The following is a 15739-nucleotide window of genomic DNA, read 5'->3' on the forward strand; positions in this document are numbered from 1 at the left end:
CTCTTCAGATGAACTCTTCGAACTAGCTCTTCGGACATGCCGCTCCGCTGGCGATCCACGCATCGATCAGCGCACCGAACTGCTTCTGCGTGCCCGGCGCCGGCGTTCGGCCGGAGCCTGGATTCCATGCCCATCCCACCAGCGTGTCGGTGCCCATGTGATGGCTGATCTTCGCCAGGTCGCGGTTGCCGTTGCGCTTGAGATCCTTCAGCTGTTCGCAGATCTCGCCGATCGACTTGCCCTGCCAGGCCATCGACGCCGGTGCCAGCGCCCAGTGCGAATCGCCGGGAATGCTGCGCAGCGTGTCGCCCAACGTCATCGAGTTCACCTTGCCGTGGCAACTGCTGCACGGCATGCCGGGCGGGCCGTGGTCGTCGGGTCCGCCGGTCACCTCGGGCACGTGCGCGTGCAGGTCATCGCCCTGCGTGGGCGCACGCTCCACCGGATGGCAATTGAGGCAACGAGGGTGCTGCAACACCTTGCCCGCTTCCTCGAACAGCGCGACCGAGCGCTTGCGCTCATCGGTGATCGAATCGAACTCCGACACGGCCTTCAAGGTGGCGCCGGAGGTGGCGGCCTTCGGCGCCGTGTTCTGCGCCCACGCGACGGCCACGCACAGCAACACGCCCGATGCCGCCGCGAGGGCCACGACTGCATTACGCTTCATGACGGCCTCCTTTCAGCAATTCGGTGTCGATGGGAAGATCGAACACGCGCTTGCCGGTGGCGTGGAAGATCGCGTTCGTGACGGCCGGGAAGATGCCCGACGTCCCCGGCTCGCCGACGCCGCCCGGATCGGCCGTGCTCGGCACGATGTGAACTTCCACCGGTGGCGTGTCGCGCATGCGCAGCACGGGATAGGTGTCGAAGTTGCTTTCGACGATGCGCCCGCGTGCGACGGTGATCCTGCCGTACTGCACGGCGGACAGGCCGTACACCACGCCGCTCATCAGCTGCGCCTTCACGATGTCCGGGTTCACGGCCACGCCGCAGTCGATGGCGCACACCACGCGCTCGACCTTGTACTTTCCGTCCGGCGCCACGCGCACTTGCGCCACGGTCGCCAGGAAGCTGCCGAAGCCGTCCTGCACCGACATGCCCAGTCCTTGCCCGCGTTCGAGCTTGCGGCCCCAGCCGGCCTTCTGCGCGGCCAGTTCCATCACGGCGAGCGAACGCGGGCTCTTGCCCAGCAGGCGCCTGCGGTATTCCACCGGATCGATGCCGGCGCGCTGCGCCAGGTCGTCGATCACCGACTCCACCACGAACACGTTGCGCGTATGGCCCACGCCGCGCCAGTTGCCCACATGCAGGCCCGTGGGCGGTTCCTGGCGCACGAAGTCGACGCGCGCGTTGGCGAAGTCGTACGGCCCGGCAGCGCCGTTGACCGCATCGAAGTCGACGCCGTCCTTGAAGAAGATCGGCAGGAACGTCGCCATGATCGCCGGCCCGACCACGCGGTGGTGGAAGCTCACCGGCATTCCCTCGCGATCGGTGCCGACCCAGACGCGGCTGTGGTTGTGATAGCGGAAGTAATCCTGCTGGATGTCTTCCTCGCGGCTCCAGATCACCTTCACCGGCGCGTCCACGTGCTTGGCGATGCGCACCGCCTGGTGCACGTAGTCGGCTTCCAGGCGTCGGCCGAATCCGCCGCCGAGCAGATGGTTGTGCACGATCACCTTGTCCAGCGGCAGACCGCTGGCTTCGGACGCGCGCTTTTGCGCGCGCCCCAGCACCTGGCAGCCAACCCACACCTCGCAGCGATCCTTCGTCACGTGCGCGGTGCAGTTGATCGGCTCCATCGTCGCGTGCGCGAGCATGGGCTGGCGGAACGTCGCCTCGTAGCGTTTTGCGGGACGCGCGGCGGCGACATCGCCGACTTTCACCGCGACCACGCCCTCGCGCTCCAGTGCGGCGTCGCATTGCGCCACCAGCGCGGCGGTGTCGACGTTGGCGTTGGCGCCTTCGTTCCAGCGGATGTCCAGCGCCGCCAAACCCTTGCGCGCCGCCCAGGTGTGGTCGGCGACCACCGCCACCAGATCGTCCAGCACCACGACCTGGCGCACGCCGCGCACCGCCAGCGCGGGCGCCTGGTCCACGCCGGCCACCTTGCCGTCGAACACCGGCGTGGCGCGCACGGCGGCGTAGCGCACGCCTTGCGGCAGTGCATCGATGCCGAACTTCGCCGTGCCGTTGACCTTCGCGGGCGTGTCGACACGCTTCACCGAATGGCCCACCAGCTTGTATTCGGACAGCGGCTTCAACGGCGCCTTCTGCGCCGGCGCCGGAAGTGTCGCCGCGGCGGCCACCAGTTCGCCGTAGCCCAGTCGCTGGTTGTTGCCCGTGTGGATGACCTGGCCGTGTTCGGTGCGCAGCTCGGAGGGCTGCGCGTTCCATCGCTTGGCGGCGGCGGCCACCAGCAATGCACGCGTGTCCGCGCCGGCCTGCCGCAACGTCGCCCAGCTTCCCGGCAGCGAGGCCGAACCGCCGGTGACCTGCCCGCCGAACACGGGATGGCTGTAGAGCGTCTCGTCCGGCGGTGCGGGTTCCACCTTCACCTGATCCAGACCGACATCGAGTTCCTCGGCCAGCAGCTGCGCCTGCGAGGTGTACGCACCCTGGCCCATTTCCACGTACGGCACGACCAGCGTCACCGCGCCGTCGGGGGCGATGCGGATGAACGCGTTCGCGCTCCACGGTTTGGCGCCTTTGCCGGCGCGCGCGGCGGCCGCCTGCGTGGGGCCGCCGAGTTGGAAACCCACCACGAGGCTGCCGCCGACCGCGGCGACCGTCTGCAGGAACGCACGCCGCGACTGGCGGATTCCGCCCAATGCCGTCGCGAGGGTTTCGTCGCGGGAATCGGCGCTCATGACGCGTCTCCCCGTCCGCCCACCTGCCGGGCCGCCAGCTTGATGGCGCCGCGGATGCGCTCGTACGTGCCGCAGCGGCAGATGTTGCCGCTCATGATGCCGTCGATGTCGTCGTCACTGGGCGCGGCATTGCCGGCCAGCAGCGCGGCCGCCGACATGAGCTGCCCGGACTGGCAGTACCCGCACTGGACGACTTCGTTGTCGAGCCACGCCTTCTGCAACGCGCGTCCGACCGGCACTTCATGCAGCGCCTCGATGGTGCGTACCTGCGAATCGCCGACGGCGGCGATCGGCGTGATGCACGATCGGCGCGGCACGCCATCGATGTGCACCGTGCAGGCGCCGCACAGGGCGACACCGCAACCGAATTTGGTGCCCGTCAGGTGCAGCACGTCGCGCAGCACCCACAGCAACGGGGTGTCGTCGTCGACATCCACCGTGTGCCGCACCCCATTGACCATGATCGTTGCTGGCATCGGAATCTCTCGCTGGCAACGGCGCCGGCCGCGAAGTCATCGCAGCGAGCACCAGGTGACCGTCCATGGAAAAACGATCTGCAACCCACCGGCAACGTAGCAGCCGGGACCGCGTGGGCGCTGGCACGGGATTGCGGAAAGATCGCCCGATCGTCGCGCATTCCGCCCACCTGCCGCCTCTTCCACCGCCACGCGCGTGCGCGCGGCGCCACGCCTCAGCCGCTGCTGCCCGAGACCTTTCTCTGTCGTGCCTGCAAGGCCTCCTGGAACGTCCGCTTCACCGGCCCCAGCGCCTGCACGAACTCCAGTTGCTCGCCCTCCGGACCCTTGCAGTAGATCAGCGACCATCCGTCGGACTGTCCCTGGGTGATGCGGTTGGAATTGGCATCCAGCGGCGCGGCCCGGCGCTGCTGCTCGGTGGTGACGGTGATGACGCGGTTGGCCTTCACTTGCGTCATGCCGCGACGCGCGCACTCGGCTTCCAGGTCGCGGATGAAAACGTTGAAGTCGACGTCGTCGCGCAGGTAGAAGCAGATGTGCATCGATCGCGGGAACGCCGGGCTCATCAGCTCGCGCGGGTCGGCGAAGCTGTTGCCGCGTCCCATCGGCTGGTCCGAGTCGCGGTACTGCAGCAACTCGATGACGACGTTGTCGAACTGGATGAAGCGCACGTCCAGCCGTTGCGCACCGCCGCGCAGGTCGGGAATGCCGCGCGTGCGCGGATTGACGCCGCGCTCGCGCGCGAGGATGTCCTCGTCGGTGAGCAGCGTGTTGTGGATGCGTTCTCCCTGGAAGTCGCCGTCGCGCATCACTTCCGTGCCGCCGAGCACCTGCGTGTAGAACGCGTAGGCGCGCTCCATGTTCTGCACCGTCAGGCCGAAATGCTGGACGCCCTGCAACCTCGCACCCAACGAACCCGCCGCAAGCGGCGCACCGGCATCGGCCTGGGCGGCGGCCGCGAGCGGCATCGCCGAGGCCGCCAGGCCCGCGAGCACGGCCGTGCCGGCACCGAGCACGACCTCGCGGCGTCCCGTGTCGATGGGGCCGGCGTCGGTCGGATGCGGTTGCGAACCTGTTTTCATGTGGCGTCTCCGGGCTTGGGCTCGCGGGTCGAAGGGGCCGGCACGAGGTCGGCGACAACGAAGGGAAGCACCACGTGGGCCTGGCGTTGCGCCAGCGTGTCGATCACGGCCAGGTAGTGCTGGAAGTGCGCGGTGCCGCGGTGCGCCGCCACGGCGGCCTGATCGCGGTAGAGCTCATCGAGGACGAAGCGCCCGGGTTCGGCGGAATCCTGCCAGATGTCCCAGCGCAGGTTGCCGGGCTCGGCGCGACTGGGGGCCACCATGCCGCGCAGCAATTCTTCCAGTGCGCGCGCCTGCCCGGGCTTCGCCGTCAGGATCGCCACGATCTTCGCGCGGGCTTCCACGATATTCGCTCCGCCAAACCAGTCGTCGAGTTTCATGGGTCGGGCACCACGCGCACTGCGGCGGATGCGGCGGGTCGAACGATCCGCTCGATATCGCCCTGTCACCAGTCTTCCCCGGCCGCGCGCAGACAGGAAAGTAAATCCTCGTGAATTCCCGTTAGCACCGGCCCGCACCCGGCTGCGCCGGCAACGGCGCGATGCGACGGCTTAACCGCGCTTGCCAAGACTTAACGCGTCGGCCTTCGCGCGCGGGCGTAGCCTCGATCCGACGACACGACCGCGAGGAACCGGCGATGACGACCGCACGTGCATGCATCCTTTCCGCCGCCCTCACCGTGTGCGCCTGCTCCGGCCAGGACACACCCGCGCCCGCACAGGCGCCGATGACGGCCTCGGACCTGCCCCCTGCCCCGGCCGCGACGCCCACGGTCGGCCAGGTCGAGATCGTCGCCGCGCTCGACATCACGCCGGGCAACGTCACGGTCTCCAAGGACGGCCGCACCTTCGCCAGCGTGCACGGCATGCGGCGCGGTCCGGTGCAGCTGATCGAGGTGACCGGGCGCAGCACCTACGCGCCGTTCCCGGACGATGCCTGGAACGCGAAGCCCGGCTCGGGCAAGGACGTCCTCAACACGCCGCACGGCGTGGTCATCGACGGGCAGGATCGGCTGTGGGTGATCGATCACGGCAACTGGATGGACAAGCCGCAGCCGCCGAAGCTGCTGGCGTTCGACATCGCGTCGCGCAAGCTCGCCTTCCGCCACGATTTCGACAAGAAGGCCGCACCCGCGGGCCAGATCCTCCAGGACCTCGCAGTGGATGGAGAACGCGGCTTCGTGTACGTCGCCGATTGCGGGCCGGATCCGGCCATCGTCGTGGTCGACACCGGCAAGGGAACCGCGCGGCGTTTCAGCGGGCATCCATCGCTGCAGGCCGAGGACGTGGAACTGGTGGTCGAAGGCAAACCCCTGCTTTTCCCCGGCGCGAACGGCGTGATGGGCCCGGCGCGCGTGGGCATCAATCCGATCACGCTGTCGGCCGATGGCGAGACGGTCTTCTTCGGTTCGATGAACGGCACCAGCTGGTTCTCGGTTCCCGCGCGCCTGTTCCGCGAAGGCGCCAGCGACGAGGCGATCGGAAACGCCATCGCGCGCGTGGGCCCCAAGCCCTTGTCCGATGGCGCCGCGACGGATGCGGACGGCAACCACTTCATCACCAACCTGCCCGACAACGGCGTCGACATGCTGACCCGCGACGGCACGTTGCGGCCGCTGGTGCGCGACGCGCGTTTCCTGTGGACGGACAACGCGCACTTCGGCCAGGACTCGTGGCTGTACGTGGCGGTGAACCAGCTGCACCGCAATCCGATCTTCACCGGCGCGGAGGATCGCGGCGTGCCGCCGTACCTGATCGCCCGCGTGTGGACGGGCACGCGCGGGCTGCCCGGGCGCTGATCGACGACGAGCCGGTTCCTCCCGCCGCGTGCCGCATCACCTGCGCACGCGGCCCTCCGACGCGCGGCGACGACGCCACGACGCATCGCACGCGATGATGCATGCGCGCCCTCCCCGCGCGGCCCGGGCGCCACCACGGAGGAAGTCATGGCACTGGAATCGACGACGAACGACCCGCTGATCCAGGCGGTCACCCTGCTCGGCGCCGCGGTCATCATGGTGCCGCTGTTCCGAAGGCTGGGACTGGGCTCCGTGCTGGGCTATCTGGTCGCGGGCCTGATCGTGGGGCCTTTCGGCCTGGCCTGGTTCACCGAACCGGAGGCGATCCTCCACATCGCGGAACTGGGCGTGGTGATGTTCCTGTTCGTCGTGGGGCTGGAGATGCGCCCCTCGCACCTGTGGAGCCTGCGTCGCGACATCTTCGGCCTGGGAACGCTGCAGATCGTCACCTGCTCGGTCGCGCTCACCGCCGTCGGCATGGCATTGGGCTGGCCGTTCACCGTGGCCTTCATCGGCGCGATGGGCTTCGTGCTCACCTCCACCGCCATCGTGATGCAGCTGCTGTCGGAGCGCGGCGACCTGGCGCGGCCCAACGGCCAGCGCATCGTGTCGGTGTTGTTGCTGGAAGACCTGCTCATCGTTCCGCTGCTGGCGATGGTGGCGTGGATGGCGCCGGCGCACGAGACGGCCGACGCGTCGCCGCGCTGGGTGTCGATACTCGGCGGCGTGGCCGCGCTGCTGGCGTTGCTCGCAGCCGGACGCTGGCTGCTCAATCCCCTGTTCCGCATCCTCGCCGGCAGCCGCGCGCGCGAGGTGCTCACCGCGGGCGCGCTGCTGGTGGTGCTCGGCGCCGCGTTGCTGATGCAGGCCGGCGGTCTGTCGATGGCCATGGGCGCGTTCATCGCCGGCGTGCTGCTGGCGGAGTCCAGTTTCCGACATCAACTCGAAGCCGACATCGAACCCTTCCGCGGCATCCTGCTCGGCCTGTTCTTCCTCGGCGTGGGCATGGCGCTGGACCTGTCGGTCGTGCGCGCGGACTGGCGCATCGTCGTCACCGGCGTGCTGGCGATGATGGCGACCAAGGGCGTGTGCATCTACCTGGTCGCGCGCGTGTTGCGCAGCGGCCATGGCGAGGCGATGGATCGCGCATCGTTGATGGCCCAGGGCGGCGAATTCGCCTTCGTCCTGTACGCCACGGCCGCCCATGCGGGGGTCATCGCTACGCAGGCGAACGCGAGACTCACCGCGATCGTCGTGCTGTCCATGGCGCTGACGCCGCTGGTGACGCTGCTGGTGCGACGCCTGGTGCCCGCATGCCGGCCGCAGGTGCTGGCCGGGCTCGACCGCGCCGTCGGCCTGTCCGGCAGCGCGCTGATGATCGGCTTCGGCCGGTTCGGCCAGGTCGTCAGCCAGTCGCTGCTGGCGCGCGACGTGGACGTCACCATCATCGACACCGACGTGGAGATGATCCAGGCCGCGTCGGATTTCGGCTTCAAGATCTACTACGGCGACGGCACGCGACTGGACGTGCTGCAGGCCGCCGGCGCCGATCACGCCAGGGTGATCGCGGTGTGCGTGGACGATTGCCAGGCGGCGAACGACATCGTGGACCTGTGCAAGGCGCAGTTCCCGCAGGCTTCGCTCATGGTGCGTGCCTACGACCGCGAGCACGCCTGGCACCTGGCCGGCGAAGGCGTCACGCTGCATGTGCGCGAGACGTTCGAGTCCGCGTTGGCCTTCGGCACGTTGATGCTTCGCGAACTGGGCCTCACGCCAACCGATGCCGAGCGCATCGCCCGCGATGTGCGCGTTCGCGATGCCGATCGCTTTGCCTACGAGCTGGCCGGCGGCGACTGGGTCAGCGGCGCGGTCATGAGTTTCAGCAAGCCGCAACCCACGCCGCTGACACCGCCGCGACGCGAAAGCCGTGCGCTGAACGAGGCCGCGGAGGTCGCGACCCGCGCCAGGACCTAGGCCGCGACCTTCACGCCAACCCGCGCGATTTCACCGCGTTTTACGAGCGTCCGCGACATCGCCCGTGGTACCAAATGCGTCTGGCTCCGGCACGGGAGAACGGCCATGCGCGTGAAGTACGTCCTGTGTGTTTCCACCAACGCCGGCACCATCGGCCCGAACAACCGCCATACCGGATTCTTTTTCCCGGAGATCGCACATCCCTTCGAGGTGCTCGATCAGGCCGGCATCGCGATGGAGTTCGCATCGCCCAAGGGCGGCAAGCCACCGCAGGACGGTTTCGACGAAAAGGATGCCGTGCAGGTCGCGTTCTCCAACAGCGCAGCGTACCGGCGACTGGCCCACAGCCGGCCGCTTCGCGACGTGGACGTGCTCGACTACGACGCGATCTTCTTTCCCGGCGGGCTGGGGCCGATGGTGGACATCGCGACCGACCCGGAGGTGAAGAAGGCGGTCATGCGCGCCTGGAACGGCGGGAAGATCGTGTCGGCCGTGTGCCACGGGCCGGTCGCCTTCCTCGGCGCCACGCTCGACGACGGCACGCCGCTCGTTCGCGGGCGCAAGCTGACATCGTTCTCCACCGCCGAGGAAGACGGCTACGCCCGCGCCGACGTGCCGTTCGATCTGGAAGGCGCGCTGCGCGAGGCGGGCGCCGAACATTCCTCTGCCCCGCCGTGGCAGCCCAAGCTGGTCGTCGACGGCCGATTGATCACGGGCCAGAACCCGGCCTCCGGCACGCTGGTGGGCGAAGCGCTCGTGGACGCGTTGAAGCGCGCGTGAGCATGCCGCGCCCGCCCGGGCCTGCGCCCGGACGGACGGCATCGTGTGGCACACGGTGAGAAGGAGACGCAGCCGTGCCGTGCTCCAGTCTGTTCGAACCGATCCGAATCGGCGGGCTGGAGCTCGCCAACCGGCTCGCCGTCGGGCCGATGCACCAGTTCTCCGCCGAGAACGGCTGCATGAGCGATTGGCACCTCATCCACCTGGGGCATCTGGCGTTTTCCGGCGCGGGCGTGCTGATCATCGAAACCACGGCGGTGCTGCCGGAGGGACGCACGACACCCGCCGACGTCGGGCTGTGGAACGATCAGACGCAATCGGCGCTGTGCCTGACGATCGAGAGCATCCGCCGCTGGTGCGACGTGCCGATCGCGGTCGAACTCGGCCACGCCGGGCGACGCGGCTCCACCGAAGTGCCGTGGCTCGGTGGCGGACCCATCGCCCCGGGCACGGGACGGGACTGGCGCACGGTCGCGCCGTCCGCACTGCCCTTCCAGAGCGGCCAGACGCCGCCGCGGGCGCTGGATCGCCTCGATCTCCAGCGCATCCGCGAAGGCTTCGCCAACGCGGCGGCGCGTGCGTCGCGGGCGGGCGTGGATGCGATCCAGCTTCACGCCGGCGACGGACAGCTGCTGCACCAGTTCCTGTCGCCGCGATCCAATCGGCGCGACGATGCCTACGGCGGCAGCCTGCACAACCGCATGCGGTTTCCATTGGAGGTGTTCGAAGCCGTGCGCAATGCGCTGCCGGCCCGGTGCCCGGTGACGGTGCGGATTCCCGCCTACGACGGCGCGGGAAACGGTTGGTCGATCGAGCAGGCCGTCGTCCTGGCACAAGCGCTGGAAGCACGCGGTTGCGATGGCTTCCAGGTCTGCACCGGGGGCCTGCTCGCGCAACCGGCGCCCACGCGTGCGCGTGAAATGGCGGCGGTGCGGCGGGTGAAGCGCTCCATCGACACGCCGGTGATCCTCGCCGTCGCCGAGCCCGACTTCGAGCGCGTGGAAGCCCTGGTCACGGACGGTCATGCCGACGTGGTCGCGCTGACCCGCACCCTCGTCGAATCCCCGCGCTGGCCCTGGCACGCCGCGCGATCCCTGCATGGCGCGGTCGCCCGGCCGATCCAGTACCGGTACCTCGCCGGCTGATGCCCCGGGACCGCGCCCAGCGCGCCTCGGGCGCGCGCGGCGCCAAGCGCCTAGAATGCGCGCTCCGTTATCGCCCAAGGCATCCCCACATGGCGCTCAAGGCGACCGTGGTCAAGGCCGAGCTTCAGCTCAGTGACCTGGACCGGCACCATTACGCAACCTATCCCCTCACCCTCGCCCAGCACCCGTCGGAGACCGACCAGCGGCTGATGGTGCGGGTGGTCGCCTACGCGCTGTTCGCCAGCGAACGCCTGGAATTCGGCAAGGGCCTGAGCACCGACGACGAACCCGATCTCTGGCGCCGCGATTACACCGGCGACATCGAGCTGTGGATCGACCTCGGCCAGCCCGACGACTCGCGTATCCGCAAGGCCTGCGGTCGCGCGCGCCAGGTCGTCGTGGTCAATTACGGCGGCCGCGCCGCCGACCTGTGGTGGGACAAGAACGCCGCCGTGTTGACGCGCCTGGGCAACCTCACCGTGATCGACATCGATGCGGCGGCCGTGGACGCCCTGGCCGCGATGATCGAACGCAGCATGCGCCTCAACGCCATCATCCAGGACGGCGAGTTGCAGGTGATGGGCGACACCGGCACGGTCGCATTGCGTCCGCGCACGCGCATGGCGCCGGCCGCACAGGCAGCCTGATCGCACAGGTTCGGCATGAGCGGGCATTTCGACGTACTGATCGTGGGTGGCGGCGCCGCGGGACTGATGTGCGCGTTGACCGCCGGTCGGCGCGGCAAGCGCGTGCTCGTGGTCGAACACGCCAACCGCGTCGGCAAGAAGATCCTCATGTCCGGCGGCGGTCGCTGCAATTTCACCAACACCGGCGCCACGCCCGCCAACTACCTCTCGGCCAACCCGCATTTCTGCAAGTCGGCGCTGGCGCGCTACACGCCGTGGCACTTCATCGAGATGGTCGAGCGCCACGGCATCGCCTATCACGAAAAGGAACTGGGCCAGCTGTTCTGCGATGTCTCGTCCAAGCTCATCGTGAAGATGCTGCTGGACGAATGCGCCGATGCCGGCGTGCGCGTGGAGACCAGTTGCAGCATCGAGCGCGTCAGCCACGGCGACAGCGAGGAAGCCCGCTTCCGCCTGCACACCAGCCACGGTGCGTTTTCCGCGCCATCGCTGGTGGTGGCCAGCGGCGGGCTGTCGATCCCGAGCATGGGCGCGACCGGCTTCGGCTACGAACTGGCGCGCCGCTTCGGCCACGCCGTGCTGCCCACGCGCGCGGGGCTCGTCCCGCTCACGCTCAGCGGCAAGCATCAGGAACGCCTGGCCGATCTGAGCGGCGTCGCGCTGCCGGTCACCGCGCACTGCAACGGCGCGAGTTTCAGCAATTACATGCTGATCACGCACCGCGGCGTCAGCGGCCCGTCGATCCTGCAGATCTCCTCGTTCTGGCAGCCCGGTGACGATCTGCGCCTGGACCTGTTGCCCGGCCAGGATGCACTGGAAGCGTTGCAGCAATGGCAGCGTGAACGGCCGTCCGCGGAGCTCAAGACCGTGCTCGGCGACGTCATGCCCAAGCGCTTCGCTCAGCGACTGTGCGAACACTGGCTGCCCAATCGGCCGATGAAGCAGTACAACGCGCCGCAGCTGCGCGAGATCGCGCAGGTGTTGAGCGACTGGTCGCTGGTGGCCAGCGGCACCGAAGGCTACCGCACCGCCGAAGTGACCCTGGGCGGTGTCGATACCGATGAAGTGTCATCGAGCACCATGCAATCCAGGCGTGTGCCGGGGCTGTATTTCATCGGCGAAGTCATCGACGTCACCGGCTGGCTCGGCGGTTACAACTTCCAGTGGGCCTGGGCTTCGGGGCACGCCGCCGGTAACGCGGTGTAGCGTCCCCGGCCTGTTCTCGCGAACTGAGCAGCCAATGACGGAGCAGCCCTTCTCCGATTCACGGGAGAAGGAGCCGGCAGGCAGATGAGGGCCAACGCGCAGGCTTGCTCGAATGGATCAGCACGCCCTGCCCTCACCGCAAGCGGGAGAGGCGCGTCATTTGGGGAACAACAGCGTGAAGGTGAAACGCAGGCCCCACTCCGGCCCGCCCGGCGGTTGGTCAAGGTAAGCGCGCACGCCTCCCTGGTAGCTGACGCGCTGGTTCCCGATCTTCGAGACCTTGCTGTAGAACACGTTGAGCGGCACGGTCCATTGCTCCGCTTCCCAGTCGTAGGTCGACTCGAAGCTGGCGCCGAGCGTGCGGCCCTGCCCCATGCCGCGACTGACGAACGGCTGCAGGAAGGTGGAATTGATGTCGGCACGGTCGCTGCCGCCGGCGACATCGACGATGTGGTTGACCAGCGCGCCGTACGTCCACGCGCCTTCCTGCTTGAGCACAACGAAGGTCGGGCCCAAGCCCCACGTATCGGCGCCCAGGTCGTCGCTGCCGGTGGGAATCAGCATCGCAGGACCCACGCCCCACGTCAGGCCGGATGCGCCGGGTTTCTTCGGCGAAAAGAAGAAGCTCTGCGTGATGTCGCCGATGCCGGTCTGGTTGTCGCCGGGGATGACATCGCGCTGGTGGATCACCGGCAGGATCGTGCGCGAGATGACGTTCCAGTGCTCGGAGATCGAGAATGGCGCCACCGGCTGTATGTTCATCAGATGGCGTTGCCCGTCCTCGCCGAACGTCTCGTCGTAGTTGTACTGGAACGGCACGCTGATCAGTGCCGCCACGGGATTGGACAGCGCCTTGGCCAGTTCGTCGGCGTCATGCTGCTGCGCCGACGCGGCGGCGGACGGCAGAAAAACCAGGCACGCAGCGAGCATCCGCGCGGATATGCGGGCGCGCGTGTTGGATTCGAAGGAATGGTCGCGCTGCGTTGCTCTCGATCCCATCACAGCGCCCCAGGCAATGCGTCGTGGGCGCAGGCTGAGGGCGGGCCGGTGAGCGCGCGGTGAAATGCAGGCAAGGCCGGCCGGCGCCATGGTGGGAGACGGCACCATGACGTCCGGACCGGCCGCCGCTTGTTCAGATCGGCATGGCCGACCTGTGTGCACCGCGATCAGCGCAGGTCTTCGACCTGATCGATCCACTTGCCGTAGCCGGCCGCTTCCATCTCCTCGCGCGGAATGAAGCGCAGCGACGCCGAGTTGATGCAGTAGCGCAGGCCGCCGCGATCGCGCGGGCCGTCGGGGAAGACGTGGCCGAGATGGCTGTCGCCATGCGAGGAACGCACTTCCGTACGAATCATGCCGTGCGAGGTGTCGCGCAGTTCGCTGATGCTGGAGTCATCGATCGGCTTGGTGAAGCTCGGCCAGCCGCAGCCGGATTCGTACTTCGCCGACGAAGCGAACAGCGGTTCGCCGGATACGATGTCGACGTAGATGCCCGGACGTTCGTTGTGGAGGTATTCGCCGGTGCCGGGGCGCTCGGTGGCGCCTTCCTGGGTGACGCGATACTGCTCCGGGGTCAGCCGTGCGACGGCTTCGGGGGTCTTGCGATAGTCGCTCATGGGGGCTCCTTTAGGCGGGCCTGATCGAACTCGGCCTGTTCAAGATGGGGGCATCGGAAAGGACTCCAATGCCCCCTGTTTCAATGCCGGATTCAAAGGGTCGCCGCGTCGTGCCGGGCGGCGGCGGCGCGCATGTCCGGGATCACGCGGTCGGCGACGAACCCGAACACGTCCTCGTAGGCGTCCTTCACGATGTCATGCCTTGCGGCGGCATCCGTGCCCGCCACGAAGCCGGGGCTGAAGCGGATCACCCGCCCGGTGACGCGTGCGCCGACGATCTCCAGCCCCGCGAATTCCTCGGCGTCCTCGCGGCGCGCGAACACCAGCACCTCGCGCCCCGCGACGTCTTGCAGCCGGAACTCACGCGCCGCGAACGACAGCTCCTCGCCTTGCGTGATGAAGTGCCACGGCGCGAAGCTGGCCAGCGACTGCGAGAGGAACCAGCGCAGTGCATTGGGCCAGGCCGGATCGACCTTCGCACGCTGCGCACGCATCACCGCGATTCCTGCGCCGGGATCGGCGTCAACACCGGGCCGTCGCCTTCGTTGAGGATCCACACCAGCAGCTTCGCCGGTTGCGTGTCGCTGGCGTTGCGCGAGACGAGGTGGTCGATCCCCGGCGTTTCGTACCAGGATTCGCCGGCGCGATAGGTGACTTGCGGCTCGCCTTCCAGCTGCGAGACCACGGCGCCTTCCAGCACGTAGGCGACCACCGAACCGCCATGCACGTGCGGGATGGAGCGCTGGCCCGGGGCGTATTCGACGGTGAAGAACAACAGGTTCTTCCCCGGCGCGTCGGACAGTGCGCGCTGCTGCAGCATGCCGATCTTCTCGGCGCCGTCGCCCTCGCCGGGGCCGTGGGCGAAGGCCGCGGGCGCGGCCCCCAGGAGGGATGCCAGCAGCAACGCGCCGGACAGGATGCGGGTGTTCATGCGCTTCACCTCACATCGCCGAAACGGAGCGGAAGCCGACCGCAAGGCGGTTCCAGCCGTTGATGGCGTTGATGGCCACCGTCAGGTTGACGCGCTCGCGCTCGTCGAACTGGCTGCTGACCCATTCGTAGTCGGCGTCCGGCACGTGCGTGTCGGCAATGCGCGTGAGCGACTCGGTCCAGGCGAGCGCGGCGCGCTCCTTGTCGGTGAAGAACGGCGACTCGCGCCACACCGCGACGGCGTGCAGGCGACGCTCGCTCTCGCCGTGCTTGCGTGCATCGCTGCTGTGCAGGTCGACGCAGTAGGCGCAGCCGTTGATCTGCGAAGCGCGCAGCTTCACCAGTTCGAGCAGGGACGGCTCCAGGCCGAGCTTGTTGACGGCCGCCTCCAGGGCAATCATGGCTTTGGCGGCGTCGGGGGATGCTTTGTAGAAGTCGAGACGGGCTTTCATGGAACAGGTTCCGTGTGGTTGGGGAGTGAGGCCATCCTAGGGAGGCAGTGCGCACTCGCAGGGCGCCAATTCCGGGAATCTTCGGAGACCACCTCCACCGCCGTTTGTATCGAAACGTAACGAAGGCGCCGCACGCGACATCGCGTTACACGACCGCCCCTGCGACGACACACCGCGGACACGCCAACCGCGCGAAGTAGCACCTGCCGCGCTTCGCCCGATACCCGATGGCGGCGCCGCATCCCACCGTCATTGGAGTGTCCTCATGTCCCGAATCAATACGCGTCACCCCGCCGGCATGCTCGGCGTCGCACTCGCCGGCCTGGTGCTGAGCGGTTCCGCCTTCGCAGTCCAACCGCTTTCGCAGGGCTACATGCTCGCCGCCGCGCACGCCGGCGCCGAGGGCAAGTGCGGTGAGGGCAAATGCGGTGAAGGAAAGTGCGGTGAAGGAAAGTGCGGGACCCACGCGAAGGCCACCGCCAAGGCCGCCGAGGGCAAGTGCGGCGAAGGCCAGTGCGGCGACGCACGGTTCGCCTCGGCCGACACCGACAAGGACCACCTCGTCTCGCGCGCCGAGTTCGTGGCGGTGGTGCCGGGCGGCGAAGCGATCTTCGCGACGAAGGACCCCAACGGCGACGGCTTCATCTCCGAGAAGGAGGCCTACCAGAACGTGAAGCAGGCCTACGACGCCAACGGCAAGCCGATGCCGCGCGGCCTGTTCGCCGGCATCAAGGACTGACCGCTTCCCGCGCCCCTTCCCCTTCCC

General features: G+C 68.4%; 17 protein-coding genes. 7 read left to right on the forward strand and 10 right to left on the reverse strand.

The genetic code is table 11. The annotated features are described in order from the left end of the window. Positions 1-22: 22 nt before the first annotated feature. The 5 genes from JI752_RS16790 to JI752_RS16810 form a co-directional block, all read right to left on the reverse strand. The gene (locus JI752_RS16790) at positions 23-667 is read right to left on the reverse strand and encodes a hypothetical protein (RefSeq protein ID WP_216966271.1); all 645 of its coding nucleotides are present in this window, start codon (positions 665-667) and stop codon (positions 23-25) included. Then, on the reverse strand, positions 657-2867 hold the full coding sequence (locus JI752_RS16795; protein ID WP_216966272.1) for a molybdopterin cofactor-binding domain-containing protein: 2211 nt from the start codon (positions 2865-2867) through the stop codon (positions 657-659). The genes JI752_RS16790 and JI752_RS16795 overlap by 11 nt, the downstream gene beginning before the upstream one ends. Further along, positions 2864-3343, reverse strand: a complete 480-nt coding sequence (locus tag JI752_RS16800) for a (2Fe-2S)-binding protein (RefSeq protein WP_254201083.1) — start codon at positions 3341-3343, stop codon at positions 2864-2866. The genes JI752_RS16795 and JI752_RS16800 overlap by 4 nt, the downstream gene beginning before the upstream one ends. A 215-nt stretch (positions 3344-3558) precedes the next feature. Then, positions 3559-4425, reverse strand: a complete 867-nt coding sequence (locus JI752_RS16805; protein ID WP_216966273.1) for a VOC family protein — start codon at positions 4423-4425, stop codon at positions 3559-3561. Further along, on the reverse strand, positions 4422-4805 hold the full coding sequence (locus JI752_RS16810; protein ID WP_216966275.1) for a putative quinol monooxygenase: 384 nt from the start codon (positions 4803-4805) through the stop codon (positions 4422-4424). Before JI752_RS16810 ends, JI752_RS16805 begins: the two co-directional genes overlap by 4 nt. A gap of 257 nt (positions 4806-5062) precedes the next feature. Between JI752_RS16810 and JI752_RS16815 the strand changes: the two genes are divergently transcribed. The 6 genes from JI752_RS16815 (at position 5063) to JI752_RS16840 (ending at position 11975) form a co-directional block, all read left to right on the forward strand. Next, positions 5063-6223, forward strand: coding sequence for an L-dopachrome tautomerase-related protein (locus JI752_RS16815; RefSeq protein ID WP_216966277.1), 1161 nt, complete (start codon positions 5063-5065; stop codon positions 6221-6223). Between the two features lie 147 nt (positions 6224-6370). Next, positions 6371-8197 (forward strand): monovalent cation:proton antiporter-2 (CPA2) family protein, encoded by a 1827-nt coding sequence (locus JI752_RS16820; protein ID WP_216966279.1) that lies wholly within the window; start codon positions 6371-6373, stop codon positions 8195-8197. A 105-nt stretch (positions 8198-8302) separates the two neighbouring features. Then, positions 8303-8977, forward strand: coding sequence for a type 1 glutamine amidotransferase domain-containing protein (locus JI752_RS16825; protein WP_216966281.1), 675 nt, complete (start codon positions 8303-8305; stop codon positions 8975-8977). 74 nt (positions 8978-9051) lie between these two features. Continuing rightward, positions 9052-10122, forward strand: a complete 1071-nt coding sequence (locus JI752_RS16830) for an oxidoreductase (RefSeq protein WP_216966283.1) — start codon at positions 9052-9054, stop codon at positions 10120-10122. A gap of 89 nt (positions 10123-10211) precedes the next feature. Continuing rightward, a complete protein-coding gene (locus JI752_RS16835; RefSeq protein ID WP_216966285.1) occupies positions 10212-10769 on the forward strand; it encodes a YaeQ family protein in 558 nt (185 codons plus the stop codon). 15 nt (positions 10770-10784) lie between these two features. Further along, positions 10785-11975: an NAD(P)/FAD-dependent oxidoreductase gene (locus JI752_RS16840; protein ID WP_216966287.1), complete on the forward strand. Its 1191-nt coding sequence runs from the start codon at positions 10785-10787 to the stop codon at positions 11973-11975. Positions 11976-12131: 156 nt separating this feature from the next. Here JI752_RS16840 and JI752_RS16845 read toward each other — a convergent pair whose 3' ends face one another. From JI752_RS16845 to JI752_RS16865, 5 genes are all read right to left on the reverse strand, one after another. Beyond that, positions 12132-12905, reverse strand: coding sequence for a transporter (locus JI752_RS16845; protein ID WP_216966289.1), 774 nt, complete (start codon positions 12903-12905; stop codon positions 12132-12134). A 236-nt stretch (positions 12906-13141) separates the two neighbouring features. Further along, positions 13142-13591 carry a peptide-methionine (R)-S-oxide reductase MsrB gene (gene msrB / locus JI752_RS16850; RefSeq protein ID WP_216966291.1) on the reverse strand — a complete coding sequence of 150 codons (450 nt, stop codon included), beginning with the start codon at positions 13589-13591 and terminating at the stop codon, positions 13142-13144. A gap of 92 nt (positions 13592-13683) precedes the next feature. Next, complete coding sequence (locus tag JI752_RS16855; RefSeq protein ID WP_216966293.1) at positions 13684-14085, reverse strand: hypothetical protein; 402 nt, start codon at positions 14083-14085, stop codon at positions 13684-13686. Next, complete coding sequence (locus JI752_RS16860) at positions 14085-14522, reverse strand: cupin domain-containing protein (protein WP_216966295.1); 438 nt, start codon at positions 14520-14522, stop codon at positions 14085-14087. The genes JI752_RS16855 and JI752_RS16860 overlap by 1 nt, the downstream gene beginning before the upstream one ends. Before the next feature lie 10 nt (positions 14523-14532). Next, positions 14533-14973, reverse strand: a complete 441-nt coding sequence (locus JI752_RS16865; protein WP_216966297.1) for a carboxymuconolactone decarboxylase family protein — start codon at positions 14971-14973, stop codon at positions 14533-14535. A gap of 265 nt (positions 14974-15238) precedes the next feature. On the opposite strand from JI752_RS16865, the gene JI752_RS16870 reads away from it, so the two are divergent. After that, positions 15239-15712, forward strand: a complete 474-nt coding sequence (locus tag JI752_RS16870; protein ID WP_216966299.1) for an EF-hand domain-containing protein — start codon at positions 15239-15241, stop codon at positions 15710-15712. Positions 15713-15739 lie beyond the last annotated feature (27 nt).

It is taken from the genome of Lysobacter sp. MMG2 (genome assembly GCF_016735495.2).
In the GTDB taxonomy this organism is placed as follows: Bacteria; Pseudomonadota; Gammaproteobacteria; order Xanthomonadales; family Xanthomonadaceae; genus Lysobacter_J.